Consider the following 15,753-nt stretch of genomic DNA (forward strand, 5'->3'; position numbering starts at 1 on the left):
CATTGCGGAGAACCCGACAACCGGAGTCCAGGCCAGCAAAACAACTTTCACGGCTCACCTCCCCCGTTCCAGGCTCGAAAAGCGGTAGTCCACACAGTTGGATCGCTGTGGGTGGCTCCTATGGGAAACGTGTCTTCTACGGCCCGGAAATACTCGTCTGTGTAGCCAGCGAAAAGCTGTTGCCCGTTTCGGACGTGAAGAACGTGAGTCGCGAGGCCGGCGATGTCCTCGATGATGTGTGAAGAAATCATGACAGTTCTGTCTGCAGAAACACGCGCTACGGCAGCCCGCACCTTTGCTCTCTGATCGATGTCCAAGCCTGACGTCGGTTCGTCTAGAAGCAGCAGGTCGGGCCGGGTCATGAGTGCTTGGCCAACGACGAGTCGCCGTTGCTGCCCACCGGAAAGGGATCGCACCTGCTGGTTGCGAAGATCATCCAGGTCCACGGCTTCTAGCGCGCGACTAATAGCCGCACTTTGGTCATCTTTAGGCAGTTTCCTCAGCAACGCGAGGTAGTCCATCGTCTGCTGAACGGTGACATGCCCCGGTATGGCCATGGACTGTTCAACGTACTCAACGGAACCGGACACGCGAACGGTACCGCCACCGGGCCTGCGCGAATCTGCAAGCAGGGAAAAAAGCGTAGACTTCCCCGCACCGTTGTTTCCGAGCACGGCCCAGATCTGTCCGCAGTCCGCTGAAAACGTGAAGGGACCAATCTCTTCACCACGCGTGGAATAGCGAAATAAGAGACCACGCACGTCAAGTGTTTTACACATATTTTATTATGCCTAACAATTCAATAGGGCGAAACGCAATCAGTCGTTTTCAACCCCTATATTGAATCCTGTTCTTCGCGTAGCGAACCACCTGACAGGGGTCAACTCGAAAGCGTTTATTAAGACAAACAGTCAACCCAGCAGTAACACTTCTCGAGTTTGCCTGCGCCGGCACGTCGCCCGTACTGCTGACTTCCCTCGAAGCTGTCGAATCTTTACCCCGAATCCGCTTGTAATTGTGCCATTCGTTATGACACGAGGTGCTCATATATTCCCCGGACGCGTTGAGGCACGTCCCCGAACTAGTTTGAGTTTGAACTCTCCAGTACGCTGGATTCCCGCCCTTGACACTTTTTTTCACAGTCCCGGTGAATTTGTACCTTGTGCCGGATCTCTGACTAACGCTGAAGTTTCCTTTGGCAGTAGCTTTTTGGCCACTGTGACTATACGCGAGGTTTTTAAATTTAATAACTTTCACAGCTGAAGTTGTTTTACTCGCGGCAAGAACCTCTGGAGTAACACCAAACAGAAGAATTCCCACTGTAACTACACAGACAACTACCTGGCGCAATGCCTTCATGCCCAGCCTTTCTACTCAGTGCGCTTCTATCGCGCGGCCTCCTCCATTGGAGATCTGCGTAGGCTGATTTGACAGAAGTGCTGAATTTCACATGATCGTACACGCAAAACAGTTAACGTCAAGAGCTGCTCTGGTCTACACGGAAGGCAACACAAGGACGAGGCGGAAGCTCACCTGAGCTTCCGCCTCGTCCTTTGCCTTCAGCTGATCACACGTACCGGTATGCGGGCCTGCGCGGCACCTTGACGGTGCGTTTGCTGGCGATTGCCGCCAAGGCCGCAGCTGCGCCCACAACGAGCCACACAATCAGCTGGCCGACCGCCGCACCGGCACCCGGCGTGCCGGAAGCCAAAGCGGTGAAGCCGTTCACCGCTGGGGCCAGCGGCAGCATGCTCATGAGCGACACAAGTCCCGTCGGCGCGGTGCTGATGAGGTTGACCGACAGAACGCCGACCATCATCGCCGCCGCCAAGATCCGGCCGAACCCTCCCATCAGTGCCACGAGGGCAAAGTTGATCACCGTGAACGTGATGCCTGCCAGCAGCGCCAGGAGGAACATTCCTGCGAAAGCTCCGGCGCCCAGGCCCCAGATGAACTGGAACAGGACCGTCATGACGAAGGCGTGGATGACCGCGATCGCCAAGCCCGGTGCCAGCGATTTCAGCCCCACCTTCCACGATGGGTTGCCCGACGTTACGGCTGAGGCCGGTACTGCGCGCAGCACCGTGTAGGTCAGCAGCGAACCAATCCACAGCAGCAGCGCGAACAGCACGCCGATGACGCTGTTCTGGGCCAGGGAACTCAACTTCGCCGATTCACCCGGAACAGATGCTGCCACGACGTCCGACAGCTGTGAACGGTGCGATTCGTCGTAGGTCGGGACTTCGTCCTTGCCCTCTTCGAGCTTGTCGTAGAACTCGCCTGTTCCGTCCTTGAGCTTCTTCGTGCCGTCGACCAGCTGCGGGGTGTTGTCCGACAGCTTCTTGGTGCCGGCGGCCAGCTGATCAACCCCGTCGGTGTACTTGCCGACGCCTGCGCGGTACTTCGAAACGCCGGCGGCCAGTTCGTTCGAACCGTCAGCCGCCTGACCGATTCCCGCGGTCAGCTTGCCGGTGCCCTTGTGGAGCTTCTTGGTTCCGCCGGCCAGTTGGCTCGATCCGTCACGCAGCTGCTTGCCGGCCTTGAGAACCTTCTGCTGCCCCTCCTTGAGGCCGTTGACGTTCTTCTCGATGTCACCGAGGTTGTCATGGATGCCGGAGTTGAGTTCACTCGTTCCATCTGCCAGCTTCCGCAGCCCCTGCGGCAGGGTGAGACCGGAATCGCCCTTCGCGTGCAGGCCGTCGCTGACCTTCTGGAGCACACCCACCGAGGCGGTGGACAGTCCCACTGCGAACGCCCTTTCGGCCGCACTGCAGGCTGTCTGCGACACCGCACTGCCGAGTGCCTTCTGGAACTCTGGATCAGTGAGCGTCTTCTGGATTTCAGGGTCGACTCCCGCATCGGCAAGTGCCTTCTGCAGGTCCTTCTGGAACTTTTGGGCGCTCTGCTGGCTGATCTTCGAGCCCGGTTCAGGGCACAGTGCTGCACGGACTCGCGCGACTTCCTTCGCCGACATCAGACCCACGGCCTGGAGATCATCGAGGCTCGTGGCCTTCGAGGTGCCGTCGGAGTTCATAAGCTTCTTGGCTGCAGCGAGCTGCTTGTCGACGTCCTTCTGCATGTCTTCCACACCGGTGGCGATGGTGTTCATGGAGGTGTCGAGCTCGTCGGCAGCGTCAACTGCCTTTTTGAGTTTGTCAGCGTCGAAGTCGTCGAGTGCAGTGACGACCTTGTCGATCTCACCGGTGTACTCGACGATGCCGCCATGCAGCTGGTCAGCGCCCTCGTACAGTTTCTTCGTCTGCGAGGGAAGTGACTTCGTCTGGTCCTTCATGGTGTTGAGGCCGGAGGAAAGTTCGCTTGCACCGCTGGCCAGCTGGTCAGCTCCTCTGCGCAGCTCTTTGCCCTTGGTCGACAGGGTGCGCGCACCCTTGTTGAGCTCCTGCACACCGCTGTCGAGCTGCGTGGTTCCGTCTACCAGTTCGCCGGCGCCGTCGTCGAGTTTCCCGGCGCCGTCAGCGGCTTCCTTCATCTGCCCGGAGATTTCGTTGAAGCCCAGGTAGATGTTGTCAAGGTACTGCTTGGCGAAGTCCTTGTTGAAGCTCTGGGTGGCTGCCTGCGTGATCGCCTTGGCGATGATCACGTCCGGCACGGGCTTCACTTTGGACTGCTGAATGTCGATTGTGGCGTGTTCGGCGTTCTTGCCGTCGTCTTCGGAGATCGACATGACGCGCTCGGAGAAGTTCTTCGGGATCGTCACAACCGTGGCGTACTTGCCGTTGCGCAGCCCCTCGGCTGCGTCCTCATCGTCAGACAGCTGCCAGTCGAGGTTGTCCTGGTCTTCGTCATCCGGCGAGATGAGCGCTGCGGCCAGCTGACGGCCCAACGGCACGGTCTTGCCGTCGATCTCGGTGCCGTCGTCGTTGTTGACGATGGCTCCCGGGATGCTGTGGACTTTCTCTTCTGCCCCGTGGGCAGTCACCACATAGCCGCCGGCTACGAGCAGTGGGATGAGAAGCAGACCGATGATGGTCCACCATGTCACCCGCTGACCGGCAGCGGCCCGTTCAAACTTAAACATGGTGTGTTTCCCCTGTCAGGTGGACAGACTCTTGGTGCGCATCAGCATGTGCTTCCGCCAAAGGCGAATGGTCGGAGCTGCGATGGAGGTCAAGAAGTGTGTATTCGGAGTTCTTCGGCAGCATCCAGTCGGAGTCCGCAGTGACAAGACCGAGGACAACCGCAGAGCCGCGCTGGAGTGCCGAGTCGATGAGCCGCTTGAGCAAAGCCGCGCTCTGCGCGTCCTGCGGCTGGTCCGCGTGGTCGACGACGACCAGCTTGGGCGGGTTCTGGATCATGCGGTAGAGCGAGCGGTGCGACGGTGCTGTCGAATCGTCGCGCGGGCTCATGACAATCAGCGGAAGCGCCCGCCGAGCGTGCACGCCCTGTTCTGGCATGACCCAGTCGAGAATCTTGAGTTCACCCTCGGAGACCGCCATGCGGCCCGACAGAGCTGTGACAAGTGCCGATGATCCTGGCCCGGTGACGGCAAACACCTCGCCGGGCTTGAGCGCAACGTCGACTCCGGAGACCAGCTTGCCTTCCGCATCGCCGACATCACCGCGAGCTGAGCGACCCGTATCGCGTGGACCGTTGATGCCGATGCCCTCACCGTAAAGCAGGTACGGCGAGTCCTTCTGCGGCCAGTCGCGCTGCTCAACCAGGTGGGCGAGGCCTTCGCCCTCAACGTCGAAGTGCGGCAGGATCGCATCGAGCTTCTTCGGCAGCCACCACGATTTTTCACCCAACATGGCCATGACGGCCGGGCCGAGGGTCATGCGGATGAGGAAGGCGTCGACGGTGATGCCCACCGCCAGGCCCAAAGCGATCGATTTGATGATCGGTTCGCCGGCGGGCACGAAGGCTGCGAACACGGCGAACATGATGAGGGCCGCGGCCGTGACGACTCCGGCTGAGGCCAGGAAGCCCTTCTCGATTGCGTCGCGAGCAGGCGCCCCGTGGGCGTAGGCCTCGCGCATACCGGACACGAGGAACACCTCGTAGTCCATAGCAAGGCCGAACAGGATGCCCATGAGGATGATCGGCAGGAACGAAATGACCGGGCCGACCTGTTCGATGCCGATCGCTTCAGCACCGTGGCCCTGGACGAAGACGAGCGACACCACGCCGAAGGCGGTGACGACCGAAAGAAGGAAGCCCAGGGCCGCCTTGATCGGAACCGCCACGGAGCGGAAGACCATCATGAGCAGAACGATCGACAGGCCCACAACGAAGATGCCGAACGGCACCAGAGCCTTGCCCAGCTGGCTCGACACGTCAATGGCGACAGCGGTCGAACCGGTGACCGCGGTGTCAAAGCCGTACGTGTCCTTGAAGTAGTCGTGCATGTCGCGGATCTTTTCGACGACCTCTTCTGTGCGCGGGTCGTCCGGACCGTACTCCGGGATCACCTGGATCATCGCGGTGTCGGCGTTTTCGTTCGGGGTTGCCATGGCGATCTGCTTAACGCCGTCGACCTTTTCGAGGTCCGCCTTGATGTCGTCGACGTCCTGCAGCGGGTCATCGCTGGTGATGATGTCCGCGGTGACGATCAGCGGGCCGTTCGCACCGGGGCCGAAGTGCTCCTCGGTGAGGTCGTAGGCAATCCGCGGCGGGGTGCCTTCCGGTTCGCCGCCGTTGTTCGGCAGTGCCAGCTGGAGTTTGGACGCGGGGATGGCGAACAGGCCCAGGCCCACGACCACGATGATGACGGTAAGGGCGGGCACCTTCGTGACAATGTGCTCCCACGTGCGGAAGATGCGCGTTGCGGGGCGTTCTTTCTTGGGCTTTTCGGGTTTGGCTGCTTCTGCCGATGCGGCCTTCTTTTTCTTCTTCGGCATCATCTTTTCGCCGAAGAATCCCATGATCGCCGGAACGAGCGTCAAAGCCACAAGCACGGCGACCGCGACGGTTGCAGCTGCGCCGAAGCCCATGACCGACAGGAAGGGGATGCCTGCAATCGACAGGCCGACAAGCGCGATGATGACCGTCATACCGGCGAACACAACAGCGGAACCAGCGGTCGCGGTGGCCCGCGCCGCGGATTCGTGAGCGTCGAGGCCGTCGTCGCGGCTGATCTGGCGGGCACGCGAAATGATGAACAGCGCGTAGTCAATGCCGACGGCCAAGCCCAGCATGAGCGCAAGCATTGGTGCGGTGGAGTTCACAGTGGCGAAAGCGGTTGTCAGCACCACAAGCAGCAGACCGATGGCCACACCGACAATTGCGGTGACCAGCGGGATTCCGGCTGCGATGAAAGACCCGAAGGTCACAAACAGCACGACGAAGGCGATGACAACGCCGATGCCCTCAACCCACGAGATCTCAATGCCGGTGACCTTGAAGATCTCACCGCCGGCAACGACTTCGGTGTCTTCGGGCAGTTCGGCTTGCAGCTCTTCAGCTGCTTTTTCAAGGTCTGTTTTGACCGAGTCGGGCAGATTGGCCTCTGCGTCGTCGTACTGCACGTTGAGAAGCGCGGCATTGCCCTTATCGCTGATGGAACCGTCGATCATGTCGTCGTAGGGACTCATCGCCCCGTCAACGTGGTCGTAGTCTTCGAGCTTGTCAGCCGCTTCCTCGATGGGCTTCTTGTATTCCTCGTCATTGAGGTCAGCACCATCGGGAGCGACGATCGTCAGCTGGCCCCGGCCGCCGCTGACCTGCGGGAATGTGAGCTCCAAATTGTCAAGAGCTTCCTGGGACTGCGCGCCGGGAAGCTCAAATTCGTCGGAGAAGTCGTCTGCGAACAGCGCGACGAACCCGCCCAGCAGGGCGAGTATTGCGAACCACACGGCAACGGTTGTCTTCCGCCGACGGTAGGCTGCCGCACCGAGTTCATATAGGAATGACGACATTCAGGAGCTCCGAACAATCGTGAAGTTACTGGCCAGTAATAAACGTATTCAGCGATGTTAACAACTGAGCGTTCCACCGACGCCCAGAAAACGTTAAGTCAAGTATGGCGCGTGGGCCCGAACGCTTCGTCTGCACCCGTCAAATGAGCAGCTGCCGAAACGGCTCAGTGAAGTCGGCTGACGCCCGAGAACACGCTGACAAGGCCTTAAGATAACACCGCACCGGCGGAAAGAATTCCAGCCAACAGCCGCTGTGAAGCGCAGCCGAGTCAGGAGGCGCGCATGACGACTGTGCGCATTTTCACGTACTGCGGGATGCCTGGGCTGACCGCGATCCGCCGCTGTGCGGGGTCAATGCGAATGCTGGCCAGTGTGGCCGAATCGAGAACACCGCCGGACTTGGGCAGTTTGGCAACACCGCCGACCGCCGGGTCGGAGCACAGCATCGGCACAAGGTCTTCCGCACGCTGCGGTACCCCGGCCGAAGCCACGGCGTCTTGCAGGAACTCCAGCCGCTCAAAGGTGTTGGAATTCGGCGGGCTGAGAAGACCTGTCTGTGCAAAGTCGCCGTCCAGGAAGTGGTTGGTGTGCACCGCGTAGCCCTGTCCGTCCAGCACACGTGTCTTGCCCGCGCTGATTTCGACCATGGCTGTTCTCTCAGGGTCGACCAGCGTGATGACTGAGCTCGACGTCAGCGGCGCCTCTTCAATCAGCTGCACCGCCTCGTCGACATTTCCTGCAGTCCCCAAGACCCGCGCGAGAACAGAGTGAACAGGAACCCCACCAGGCGCATCGTCAGAAGCGAACAGGATGTTGAGGAAACATCCCAGACCAGCCGAATTGACCCCAATCTTGCCGGTCATGCCGTACTCGGCCACGCCCGCGTATCCGTAGCCGCCCGGCAGTGCGGACACCGAGTGCAGGTGCCACAGGTCCGCGAATTCCGGGTACCAGTCCCACGTCTGCACCCCCACACACGGCGCACCGGCATCCGCTGGGTCCGCGGCGAAGGTGATGGTCGAGCATTCCGAAGCCGGCGAGGTGGAGCCCGCCTCCCGCGGTCCCTCCTGCTGGGTGGGGAGGACCGAACGGTCGGCAAGCGCCAGGATCTCCGTGCGGGCGATGATGACCATGAGATCAGCGGGAGTAAGGCCCGCACCCATGGCAACGCCGGTGATTTCCTGGTGCTGTTCGGGATCCCAGTCGCGCAGAGCCGCAAGGGAGTCTTTTGCTGCGGCCTTGACCGCGCGGTCCTCAATGCCGAGGGATTCGAATAGGTGTGTGTAGCTTCTGTGCGCTGAGCGAATGCGCTGCGCGGTCTGCGTGGCGCGGGCCATTCCGCGCATCTGCGGTGTTGGGCCGCTGACCACGATCGATTCGGAGCGGACTTCGTGCGGAACCGGCATGTGGACTCCTCGCTGCTGGAGAATCTGCTGTATGCGAAGCCTATCGGCTGTGCCAGCTCGGCAGTCCGCTCACCGGGATTCCCGCCGCGTGCATGTGGGCCGCAGTGTCCATGAGTGCGGCGAAGCGCGCAAAGGATCCAGGTGGTTGGTTTTGTTGAGCACCTTCTGCTTCAAGTGCGACCGCTGCCGTGCGTTCGGCGCGAGCCCGATTGATCTGCTGGATCCGCTGGTGCAGACCACGGAATGGTTGACCTTCGCCCGGCAGAACGAGGGTGTCGGCCGGCAGATTTTCCAGTTTTGTGAGGGATTCGGTGTAGGCATTGACAGCGCGGGACAGATAGCTGACGTCCAAGCCCAGGCGGCCTGCGGGCGAGATTTCTTCCGGCGGCACGTGGTCACCGGAGTACAGGAGGGTGCCGGCGGGGTGGTCTTCGACGAACACCGTGTGTCCGAAGGTGTGGCCTGGAGTCCACACGGCCCGCACGGTGCGGCCGGACAGCGGGAGGCGAGCGCCATCAGCCAGGAGCACCGTGCCGGCGGGAACACGGGGTACGGCGACTTCGAAGCCGGCGGTGGGGGCTTTGCCGTCGCGGATGTCTTTGAGTGTTTTGAGTTCGTGGCCGTGGATGCCGCACCAGATGTTCGGCTGGTTGAGCGCCTGCAGAAGGCCCGCGTGGCCGTAGTGGTGGTGCGTGACAGCCGCCCCGTTGAGGTCGTCGGGGGTGAAGCCGGCCTGCTCGATGCCCGCCATGAGAGCGTCGAGGCCTTCGCGACTCCCCCACCCTGTGTCGATGAGGCTGAAGCCGGTGTCTTCTGCCAGCAGATAGGCATTGGTGTGCCCGCCGAAGGGGGTGGGCACCGGAATCGCCCACGTGCCTTCGATGATTTCAGCTGCCTCGCTCATGGCTCTCATTGTGCCAAGGACGAGATCGGGCCGGTGGGCCAGCGCACTTGCGGCGCGTGTGCCCACCGGCCCGAATCAGTCGGCTGTGCTGGGTTTATCAGTAGTACTGGTTGAGGAGGTCTTCTGCCATGCCGTCCCATTTCGCGTAGGCGTCGGGGAACGCGGAAACCTGAACTGCCTGTGCGGCGTCACCGGGTGCCATGTTTTCCCAGCCCTGAATCTGAAGCAGGCCGTTGGGCGACACTTCTGGGTTCACTCCGTAGAACGACTTGGCGGCGAAAACGGGGTCCTGGATCTGTTCAGGGCTTCCCCATCCGGCAGAGGGACGCTGCTGGAACAGGCCCAGCGAGTCACGGTCGCCGTGGTCGAGGTTGAGCAGGGTCGATTCCTGCTGAGCGGTCATGAGCGCGATCTTGATTCCCTGGCGGGGAATGTTGTTGTCCTTGCCGACCTGGATGATCGTCTTGACGTTTTCGATCTGTGCGGGGTTCAGCTGCTGCTGTGCAGCTTCCTGCGCCTGGGCGGAGACTGCCGGCTTAGTGCCTTCAGTTGCCATGGCAGGGCCTGAAGCCAGGACTCCGACGGCGGCGATTCCGGCGGCGATTGCGGTGGTCGTAGAAATACGGGTAAGCGTCTTCACGGACTTTCGCTCCTGTTGTGGATTGCTTCATTTTTCAGCCCCTGCTCGCGTCGTCTGCAGCGGTCTGCAGGCCGGTGCCGGGGAAGTCGAAGAAGCGAATCTTCGGGGCTGTCATTCACGTTTCCACAGCAGCCGCCGTCGTTCAACAGACTGCGAGTCAAAGGAATCTCACTGTTCCTTGGCCGTTTCCCGACCGTCCGAAACAGGAAAAACCGGGCAGGCACCTCGTGCTTGTCGTCCCTGTCCTATAGAGGTCCTAAAAACAGCCCGACTAGGCCCCCACCAGCCGGACCCTGCCTGGCACCTCGGCAGCGCACTCCACCTCGTGAGCTCCCACCCAGGCACCTCGGTGCCTCTTCCTACACCCAGCCACGCTTTAGCAACAAAAACTCCCCTTAGCAGTGGTTGCTAAGGCGCAAAATCCGGCTAACGGGTGTTTCCTGGCTGCTAAGCCGCAGAATCCGGCTGACGGGTGTGGGCGACAGGCCTGTGATGCCCTGTCCTCGATCGACCCCTTGACCCGCAGCGTGAACTAATGTTCACTATTAATGAATCGATATTCACTCACGAAGGAGGCAAGATGTCTGCCGTCAACTCAACGCCACAGTCCGCTCCCTCTGAATTCGAAGACATCCTGTACGAAGTTGAGGAAACGTACGCGGTCATCACAATCAACCGGCCCGAGTCCTTCAACTCGTTCCGCTCAATTACCGTTGACGAACTGATCGAAGCCTTCACCCTTGCGTGGGGTGACAACCGAGTTCGGTCGATCATCTTGACCGGGGCGGGAGAGAAGGCGTTTTGCGCCGGAGGCGATGTCAAGCAGAAAGCACAGACCGGAGACTACGGCCCAAGCCGCTACGGCATGTTTCGCATTTCCGAGCTCCACAAAGTCATGCGCTCCGTCCCTAAACCCGTCATCTCGGCGGTCAATGGGGTTGCGGTCGGCGGAGGCAACGTCCTCTCTACGCTCTGCGACATCACAATCGCCGCGCCCCACGCTCGCTTTGGACAGGCCGGCCCCAAAGTCGGTTCCTTCGACGCCGGATATGGCTCAGCTTTCCTCGCTCGAGTTATCGGCGAGAAGCGCGCCCGCGAAATGTGGTACTTCTGCGAACTCGTCGATGCGAAGAAAGCTGAGTCCTGGGGACTGGTCAACGAAGTCGTTGAAGCAGGCGAGCTCCTACCCCGAGCCAAGGAACGCGCACGCGATCTTGGTTTGAAAGCACCGACTGCACTGCGCTTCCTCAAGCAGTCGTTCAACGCTGATACCGAGATGCAGACAGGCTTTACAAACCTTGCAATGAGCGCGCTCGACCTCTACGCCCACTCACCGGAGTCTCACGAGGGCGCCGCTGCATTCGCGGAAAAGCGCACCCCAGACTTCAGTCGCTTCGACGGCGCCTACTGACGGATTTGCAGAGGGAGGGAAATGGACATGGTTCAGGCCTTTGACGCCGATTGTCTAGTGGAAAAAGCGTCCGCCTTCGAAGAGCGACTCGTCAGTGAGTCCCGCGAACGCGAAGCGGCCGGGCGAATCGGCGCTGATATTACCCGCGAGATGGGCCGCGCTGGTCTCATCGCGCCCGAGCTTCCTCTCCGTCTTGGCGGAGCCGACCTTACAAAAGTGACCACTGGACTCGTAACCGAGGCTATCGCGCGGGGCGACCTAACCGTCGCCTACATCCAGGTTGTCGGCTCCCTCGTCGGCCAAGTCATTGCGCGCAATGCGAATTCTGACGTGGCTTCCCACTACTGTGGCCTGATTACCTCCGGAGAAGCAACCGTTGCGATCGGACTCTCCGAGCCTTCGGCCGGCTCTGACGCCGGCAACCCCTCATCTACAGCGCGGCGGGATGGCGACGACTGGATCATCAACGGCACGAAATCGATGTCACTTGCGCTGACTTCAACTGCGACGGTGATCTTCGCTCGTACAGACCCTGCTGCCGGGAGGGGCAGAGGGATTTCCGCTTTCCTGGTCGACCTCAATGCGCATGGAGTGACGAAACACCACATCAGCGATATGGGCCAAGACGCTGTGGCTCGCGGAATCGTTGAGTTCTCCAATGTCCGCGTCCCAGCCGACCATCTGCTCGGTGAGCAAGACCAAGCATTCACACAGGTCATGCAGGGGTTCGATTTCTCTCGTGCCCTGATCGGCCTGCAGTGCATCGGGACTGCTTCGCGCGCCGTTGACGATACATGGGCATATGTAAAGAATCGCCAGGCTTTCGACCAGCCCCTTTCAAAATTCCAGGGAGTGTCATTCCCCCTCGCAGAGGCGGAAACAAAGATCACAGCGGCACGACTGCTCTGCCTTGAAACCCTTCGACTCGGCGACGAGGGGCTGCCTCATACTTCGCAAGCTGCCATGTGCAAATGGTGGGCACCTCTCGAGACGTACCACGCCGTCCACCAATGCCTGCTCCTCCATGGCCAGAACGGCTACAAAAAGGAACTCGACATCGAGAAGCGACTGCGGGACCTGCTCGGCATGCAGATCGGCGATGGCACAGCTCAGATTATGAAGCTCATCATCGCCCGCAGCTCTGCCGGCCGCGAGTTTGCCCCCTAATCCCTCTTGGTTCCGCAATAAACCACAAACGACTTAGTACATTCTGCGACAGAAAGGACGACAGCATGTCTACCCCGGCTGCCCCACCACTGAACAACCGCATCACCATCGTCACCGGAGCTGCCTCCGGGATTGGCAAGGGCATCGCGAATCGCCTGGCCGCCGATGGCGCCACTGTCATCGTGGCCGATCTTGACGCTGAGAAAGCCGCTGAGACAGCCAGTTCACTTGGAAACAACTCGATCGGGGTGGCAGTCGATGTCACCGATCGCGGTGCGGTGGACGCCATGGTCGACCAAGTGATCACACGCTTCGGCAAAATCGACGTCCTCGTCAACAATGCCGGCTGGGACAAGGTTGAACCTTTTATGAACTCCGCGGCTGATACCTGGCAGCGGGTAATCGCGATCAATCTGCTCGGGACTCTCAACTGCACCCAGTCGGCCGCGGCCCACATGATCGAATCCGAGTCAGGCGCAGTGATAAACATAGGCTCAGATGCTGGTCGCGTCGGATCAAGCGGAGAAGCCGTGTACTCAGCTGCGAAGGGCGGCGTCATCTCATTCACCAAAACTTTTGCTCGCGAAACGGCACGATACGGAATTACTGCAAACTGCGTCTGCCCCGGCCCTGCTGACACTCCTTTGTTCGCCGCGATCTCTGAAGACAACCCGAAGCTGCGCGCCGCGTTGGAGAAGTCAATCCCCATGCGCCGACTTGCCCAACCTGAGGACCTGGCAAATGCAGTCGCTTTCTTCGCCCGACCCGATTCTGCCTACATCACCGGCCAGACACTGTCCGTCTCCGGCGGACTGACCATGGCCTAAGCATCAAAACCCCATAGGTACGGCACAAGAGCAAAGGAGCTCTGCAATGTCCACCCTGTTTGATACCACCCTCACCGACAGCATCATCGAGAAGTACCTTGCCACGGGCGTCTGGAAAAATCAGACCCTGCTCGACCATCTCGAGCGCTGGAAGGAAAAGCAGCCACAGGCGATTGCCGCCCAAGATCCCTATGGCGCACATACGTACGCCGAGCTCAGCGAGGACGTCGAAAAGTGCGCACGGGCGCTCGTAGATCTCGGAGTGGAGACTGGCGACGTCATAGGCATCCAACTGCCGAACTGGTACGAATGGCTGGTCATCCACCTCGCCGCTATCAAAGTCGGCGCTATCACCAATGGACTTATACCGATCTACCGGGATCGGGAGATTGGATACATGGCCAAAAAAGCCAAAGTGTCCGTCCTATTCATCCCAAACCTGTTTCGGAAATTTGACTACGCGAACATGGTCGATCGCCTGCGGCCAAACCTGCCGGACCTGAAGCACACAATCGTGCTGGACACACCTGGGGAAACGCAGTTCGACACCAGGAACGGATTTGAGAAATGGACAGACTTCCTCGATCGCGGAGTCCAAGAGGTGCCATCGAATACGCGACCGCCAACCGGCTCAACGGACGAAGTCTTCGATTGGAATGAACGTCGACCCGACCCCAGTGATGTTGGTCTTATCCTCTTCACGTCAGGGACGACGGGCAATCCCAAAGGCGTCATGCACACGCACAACAATGTCCTTGCCGCGGCTCTCCCGTGGCCCGACCATTTGGGTTTGAAGCAGGGTTCGGTCGTCCACATGGCCTCGACTTTCGGTCACCTCACCGGATACATGTACGGCGTGTGCCTCCCCCTGCTTGTCGGCGGTTCGGGTATTTTCCAGGACACGTGGAACGGCGAAGAATTCGTCCGGCTAGTCGCTGAGCATGGAATTCAGCACACCTCAAGCGCGACACCGTTCCTCCACGATCTGCTCGAAGCTGCGAAGTCGACAGAATACGACCTTTCCTCCCTCAAGCATTTCTGCTGTATGGGCGCTCCGATTCCACGCGTAATGGTGGAAGAAGCGCGCACTCTGCTGCCGAGCCTCAGCGTTTTCGGCGGCTGGGGGCAAACAGAGTGCGGCCTGGTGACGATGACCGCTCCCGGAGATTCCGAAGAAAAAATCACAGGCACAGACGGACGCGCTCTAGGCGCTATGAAAGTCCGCATTGTCGATCCCCTTGGAGAGCCAGTCGGCCCCGGAGAGGAAGGACGAGTCCAAGTCACCGGACCTTTCCTGTTTGTCGGATATCTCGATGAGCCCAAGAAGACCGCGGAGAGCTTCGACGGCGAATGGCTCGACACTGGCGACCTCGCTGAAATGGACGACGAGGGCTTCATTCGGATCGCCGGACGGTCGAAAGACATCATCATCCGAGGTGGCGAGAATATCCCGGTTGCCTACATTGAAAATGTCCTATACGAACATCCGGCAGTGGCGCAGGCCGCCGTAGTCGCGATGCCGCATCCGCGGCTGCAGGAGATTGCCTGCGCCGTTGTCAATTTGGTGGACGGTCACACTCTCTCAATGGATGATCTTCGCCAGCACTTTGCAGATAAGGGAGTCGCAAAGAACTACTGGCCGGAGGCATTGGAGATTCTCGACGAGCTGCCCCGCACACCCAGCGGTAAGATTCAGAAGTTCAAGCTCAGAGAGGAAGTCGCCACCAAGAATGACAGCTGATTCCGAGGACATCAATGCGATCGTCAAAGGCGCTCGCGCAGAATTCCGTGAGCGGCAGATCGTCGAAGCTGCCGTTCGCCTGATGCAGAAGAAGGGCACCCACTCGGTGTCCATGCAGGCGATCGCGAAGTCTGCCGGAGTCAGTGTTGGGCTGTTGTACAAATATTTTTCAGACAAGGAGCAGATCGTGCTTGCCGCGATCACCCGCGTCCTCGAGGAGTTCCGTCTGCGAATTCCTGCTGCCATCGCCGAGGCGACGGACCATGTGGACAAGGTGATTGCCGCGTTTTCCGAGTTCTGTCGCATCGTTGACGAACAGCGACATGCGGTCGTTCTCACCTATCAAGTATCTAAATCGCTGTCGAAGGAGGGGCTGCAGTCGATTCAGGCTCAGGAGCTCGAAACTCTGCAGCCTCTCGTGGATGTCGCCGCTGCTGCCATCGACGCCGGGAAACTTCGCAATGTGGATGCCCAGACGCTTGGTCACGACCTCATGGTGATCGCACACATGTGGGCGCTCAAGCATTGGTACTTCCAGCGAATCGGAGTCGATCTTGATGCGTATATCTCTCAGCAGATTCGCACCGTTGTATTGAGCAACACCGAGGCATCCGACAAAGGGTGAGCTTCCGAGTCTCTCGTCACCAGCCGGACCCCGCCCGGCACCTCGGCGCCTCTCCCCTAGGTCCAGCCACGCTTTAGCAACAAAAACTCCCCTTAGCAGTGGCGGCTAAAGCGCAGATCCCGGCTAACGGGTGTTTCCTTGCGGCTAAGCCGCAGAA

At 60.0% G+C, this 15,753-nt stretch carries 11 protein-coding genes; 5 read left to right on the forward strand and 6 right to left on the reverse strand.

The features are described from left to right. Nucleotides 1-47: 47 nt before the first annotated feature. The 6 genes from Bravens_RS08560 to Bravens_RS08585 form a co-directional block, all read right to left on the reverse strand. Nucleotides 48-779 (reverse strand): ATP-binding cassette domain-containing protein, encoded by a 732-nt coding sequence (locus Bravens_RS08560; RefSeq protein WP_082791102.1) that lies wholly within the window; start codon nt 777-779, stop codon nt 48-50. A gap of 788 nt (nt 780-1,567) precedes the next feature. Further along, nucleotides 1,568-4,039: a YhgE/Pip domain-containing protein gene (locus Bravens_RS08565; protein WP_062022424.1), complete on the reverse strand. Its 2,472-nt coding sequence runs from the start codon at nt 4,037-4,039 to the stop codon at nt 1,568-1,570. Next, a complete protein-coding gene (locus tag Bravens_RS08570) occupies nt 4,032-6,875 on the reverse strand; it encodes an MMPL family transporter (RefSeq protein ID WP_062022427.1) in 2,844 nt (947 codons plus the stop codon). The genes Bravens_RS08565 and Bravens_RS08570 overlap by 8 nt, the downstream gene beginning before the upstream one ends. A gap of 269 nt (nt 6,876-7,144) precedes the next feature. Further along, on the reverse strand, nt 7,145-8,281 hold the full coding sequence (locus Bravens_RS08575) for a C45 family autoproteolytic acyltransferase/hydrolase (RefSeq protein ID WP_062022430.1): 1,137 nt from the start codon (nt 8,279-8,281) through the stop codon (nt 7,145-7,147). A 40-nt stretch (nt 8,282-8,321) separates the two neighbouring features. After that, nucleotides 8,322-9,185, reverse strand: coding sequence for an MBL fold metallo-hydrolase (locus Bravens_RS08580; protein WP_062022433.1), 864 nt, complete (start codon nt 9,183-9,185; stop codon nt 8,322-8,324). Nucleotides 9,186-9,282: 97 nt separating this feature from the next. After that, nucleotides 9,283-9,825, reverse strand: a complete 543-nt coding sequence (locus tag Bravens_RS08585; RefSeq protein ID WP_062022435.1) for a hypothetical protein — start codon at nt 9,823-9,825, stop codon at nt 9,283-9,285. Nucleotides 9,826-10,405: 580 nt separating this feature from the next. On the opposite strand from Bravens_RS08585, the gene Bravens_RS08590 reads away from it, so the two are divergent. From Bravens_RS08590 to Bravens_RS08610, 5 genes are all read left to right on the forward strand, one after another. Next, nucleotides 10,406-11,236: an enoyl-CoA hydratase-related protein gene (locus tag Bravens_RS08590; protein WP_062022438.1), complete on the forward strand. Its 831-nt coding sequence runs from the start codon at nt 10,406-10,408 to the stop codon at nt 11,234-11,236. Between the two features lie 21 nt (nt 11,237-11,257). Then, a complete protein-coding gene (locus Bravens_RS08595; protein ID WP_062022441.1) occupies nt 11,258-12,403 on the forward strand; it encodes an acyl-CoA dehydrogenase family protein in 1,146 nt (381 codons plus the stop codon). Between the two features lie 65 nt (nt 12,404-12,468). Next, complete coding sequence (locus tag Bravens_RS08600; protein WP_062022444.1) at nt 12,469-13,230, forward strand: SDR family NAD(P)-dependent oxidoreductase; 762 nt, start codon at nt 12,469-12,471, stop codon at nt 13,228-13,230. 46 nt (nt 13,231-13,276) lie between these two features. Next, entirely contained in the window at nt 13,277-14,971 is a 1,695-nt protein-coding gene (locus Bravens_RS08605; protein ID WP_062022446.1) for an AMP-binding protein, read from the forward strand. Next, nucleotides 14,961-15,596, forward strand: a complete 636-nt coding sequence (locus Bravens_RS08610) for a TetR/AcrR family transcriptional regulator (RefSeq protein WP_062022450.1) — start codon at nt 14,961-14,963, stop codon at nt 15,594-15,596. The genes Bravens_RS08605 and Bravens_RS08610 overlap by 11 nt, the downstream gene beginning before the upstream one ends. Nucleotides 15,597-15,753: the final 157 nt, after the last annotated feature.

It is taken from the genome of Brevibacterium ravenspurgense, assembly GCF_001584615.1.
Lineage (GTDB): Bacteria > Actinomycetota > Actinomycetes > Actinomycetales > Brevibacteriaceae > Brevibacterium > Brevibacterium ravenspurgense.

Bases quoted from the DNA above. Each gene is read 5' to 3' on its own strand.
- Bravens_RS08595 (WP_062022441.1), top strand. From the start codon at position 11,258: ATGGACATGGTTCAGGCCTTTGACGCCGATTGTCTAGTGGAAAAAGCG.
- Bravens_RS08560 (WP_082791102.1), bottom strand. From the start codon at position 779: ATGTGTAAAACACTTGACGTGCGTGGTCTCTTATTTCGCTATTCCACG.
- Bravens_RS08580 (WP_062022433.1), bottom strand. From the start codon at position 9,185: ATGAGCGAGGCAGCTGAAATCATCGAAGGCACGTGGGCGATTCCGGTG.
- Bravens_RS08605 (WP_062022446.1), top strand. From the start codon at position 13,277: ATGTCCACCCTGTTTGATACCACCCTCACCGACAGCATCATCGAGAAG.
- Bravens_RS08600 (WP_062022444.1), top strand. From the start codon at position 12,469: ATGTCTACCCCGGCTGCCCCACCACTGAACAACCGCATCACCATCGTC.
- Bravens_RS08610 (WP_062022450.1), top strand. From the start codon at position 14,961: ATGACAGCTGATTCCGAGGACATCAATGCGATCGTCAAAGGCGCTCGC.
- Bravens_RS08565 (WP_062022424.1), bottom strand. From the start codon at position 4,039: ATGTTTAAGTTTGAACGGGCCGCTGCCGGTCAGCGGGTGACATGGTGG.
- Bravens_RS08590 (WP_062022438.1), top strand. From the start codon at position 10,406: ATGTCTGCCGTCAACTCAACGCCACAGTCCGCTCCCTCTGAATTCGAA.
- Bravens_RS08570 (WP_062022427.1), bottom strand. From the start codon at position 6,875: ATGTCGTCATTCCTATATGAACTCGGTGCGGCAGCCTACCGTCGGCGG.
- Bravens_RS08575 (WP_062022430.1), bottom strand. From the start codon at position 8,281: ATGCCGGTTCCGCACGAAGTCCGCTCCGAATCGATCGTGGTCAGCGGC.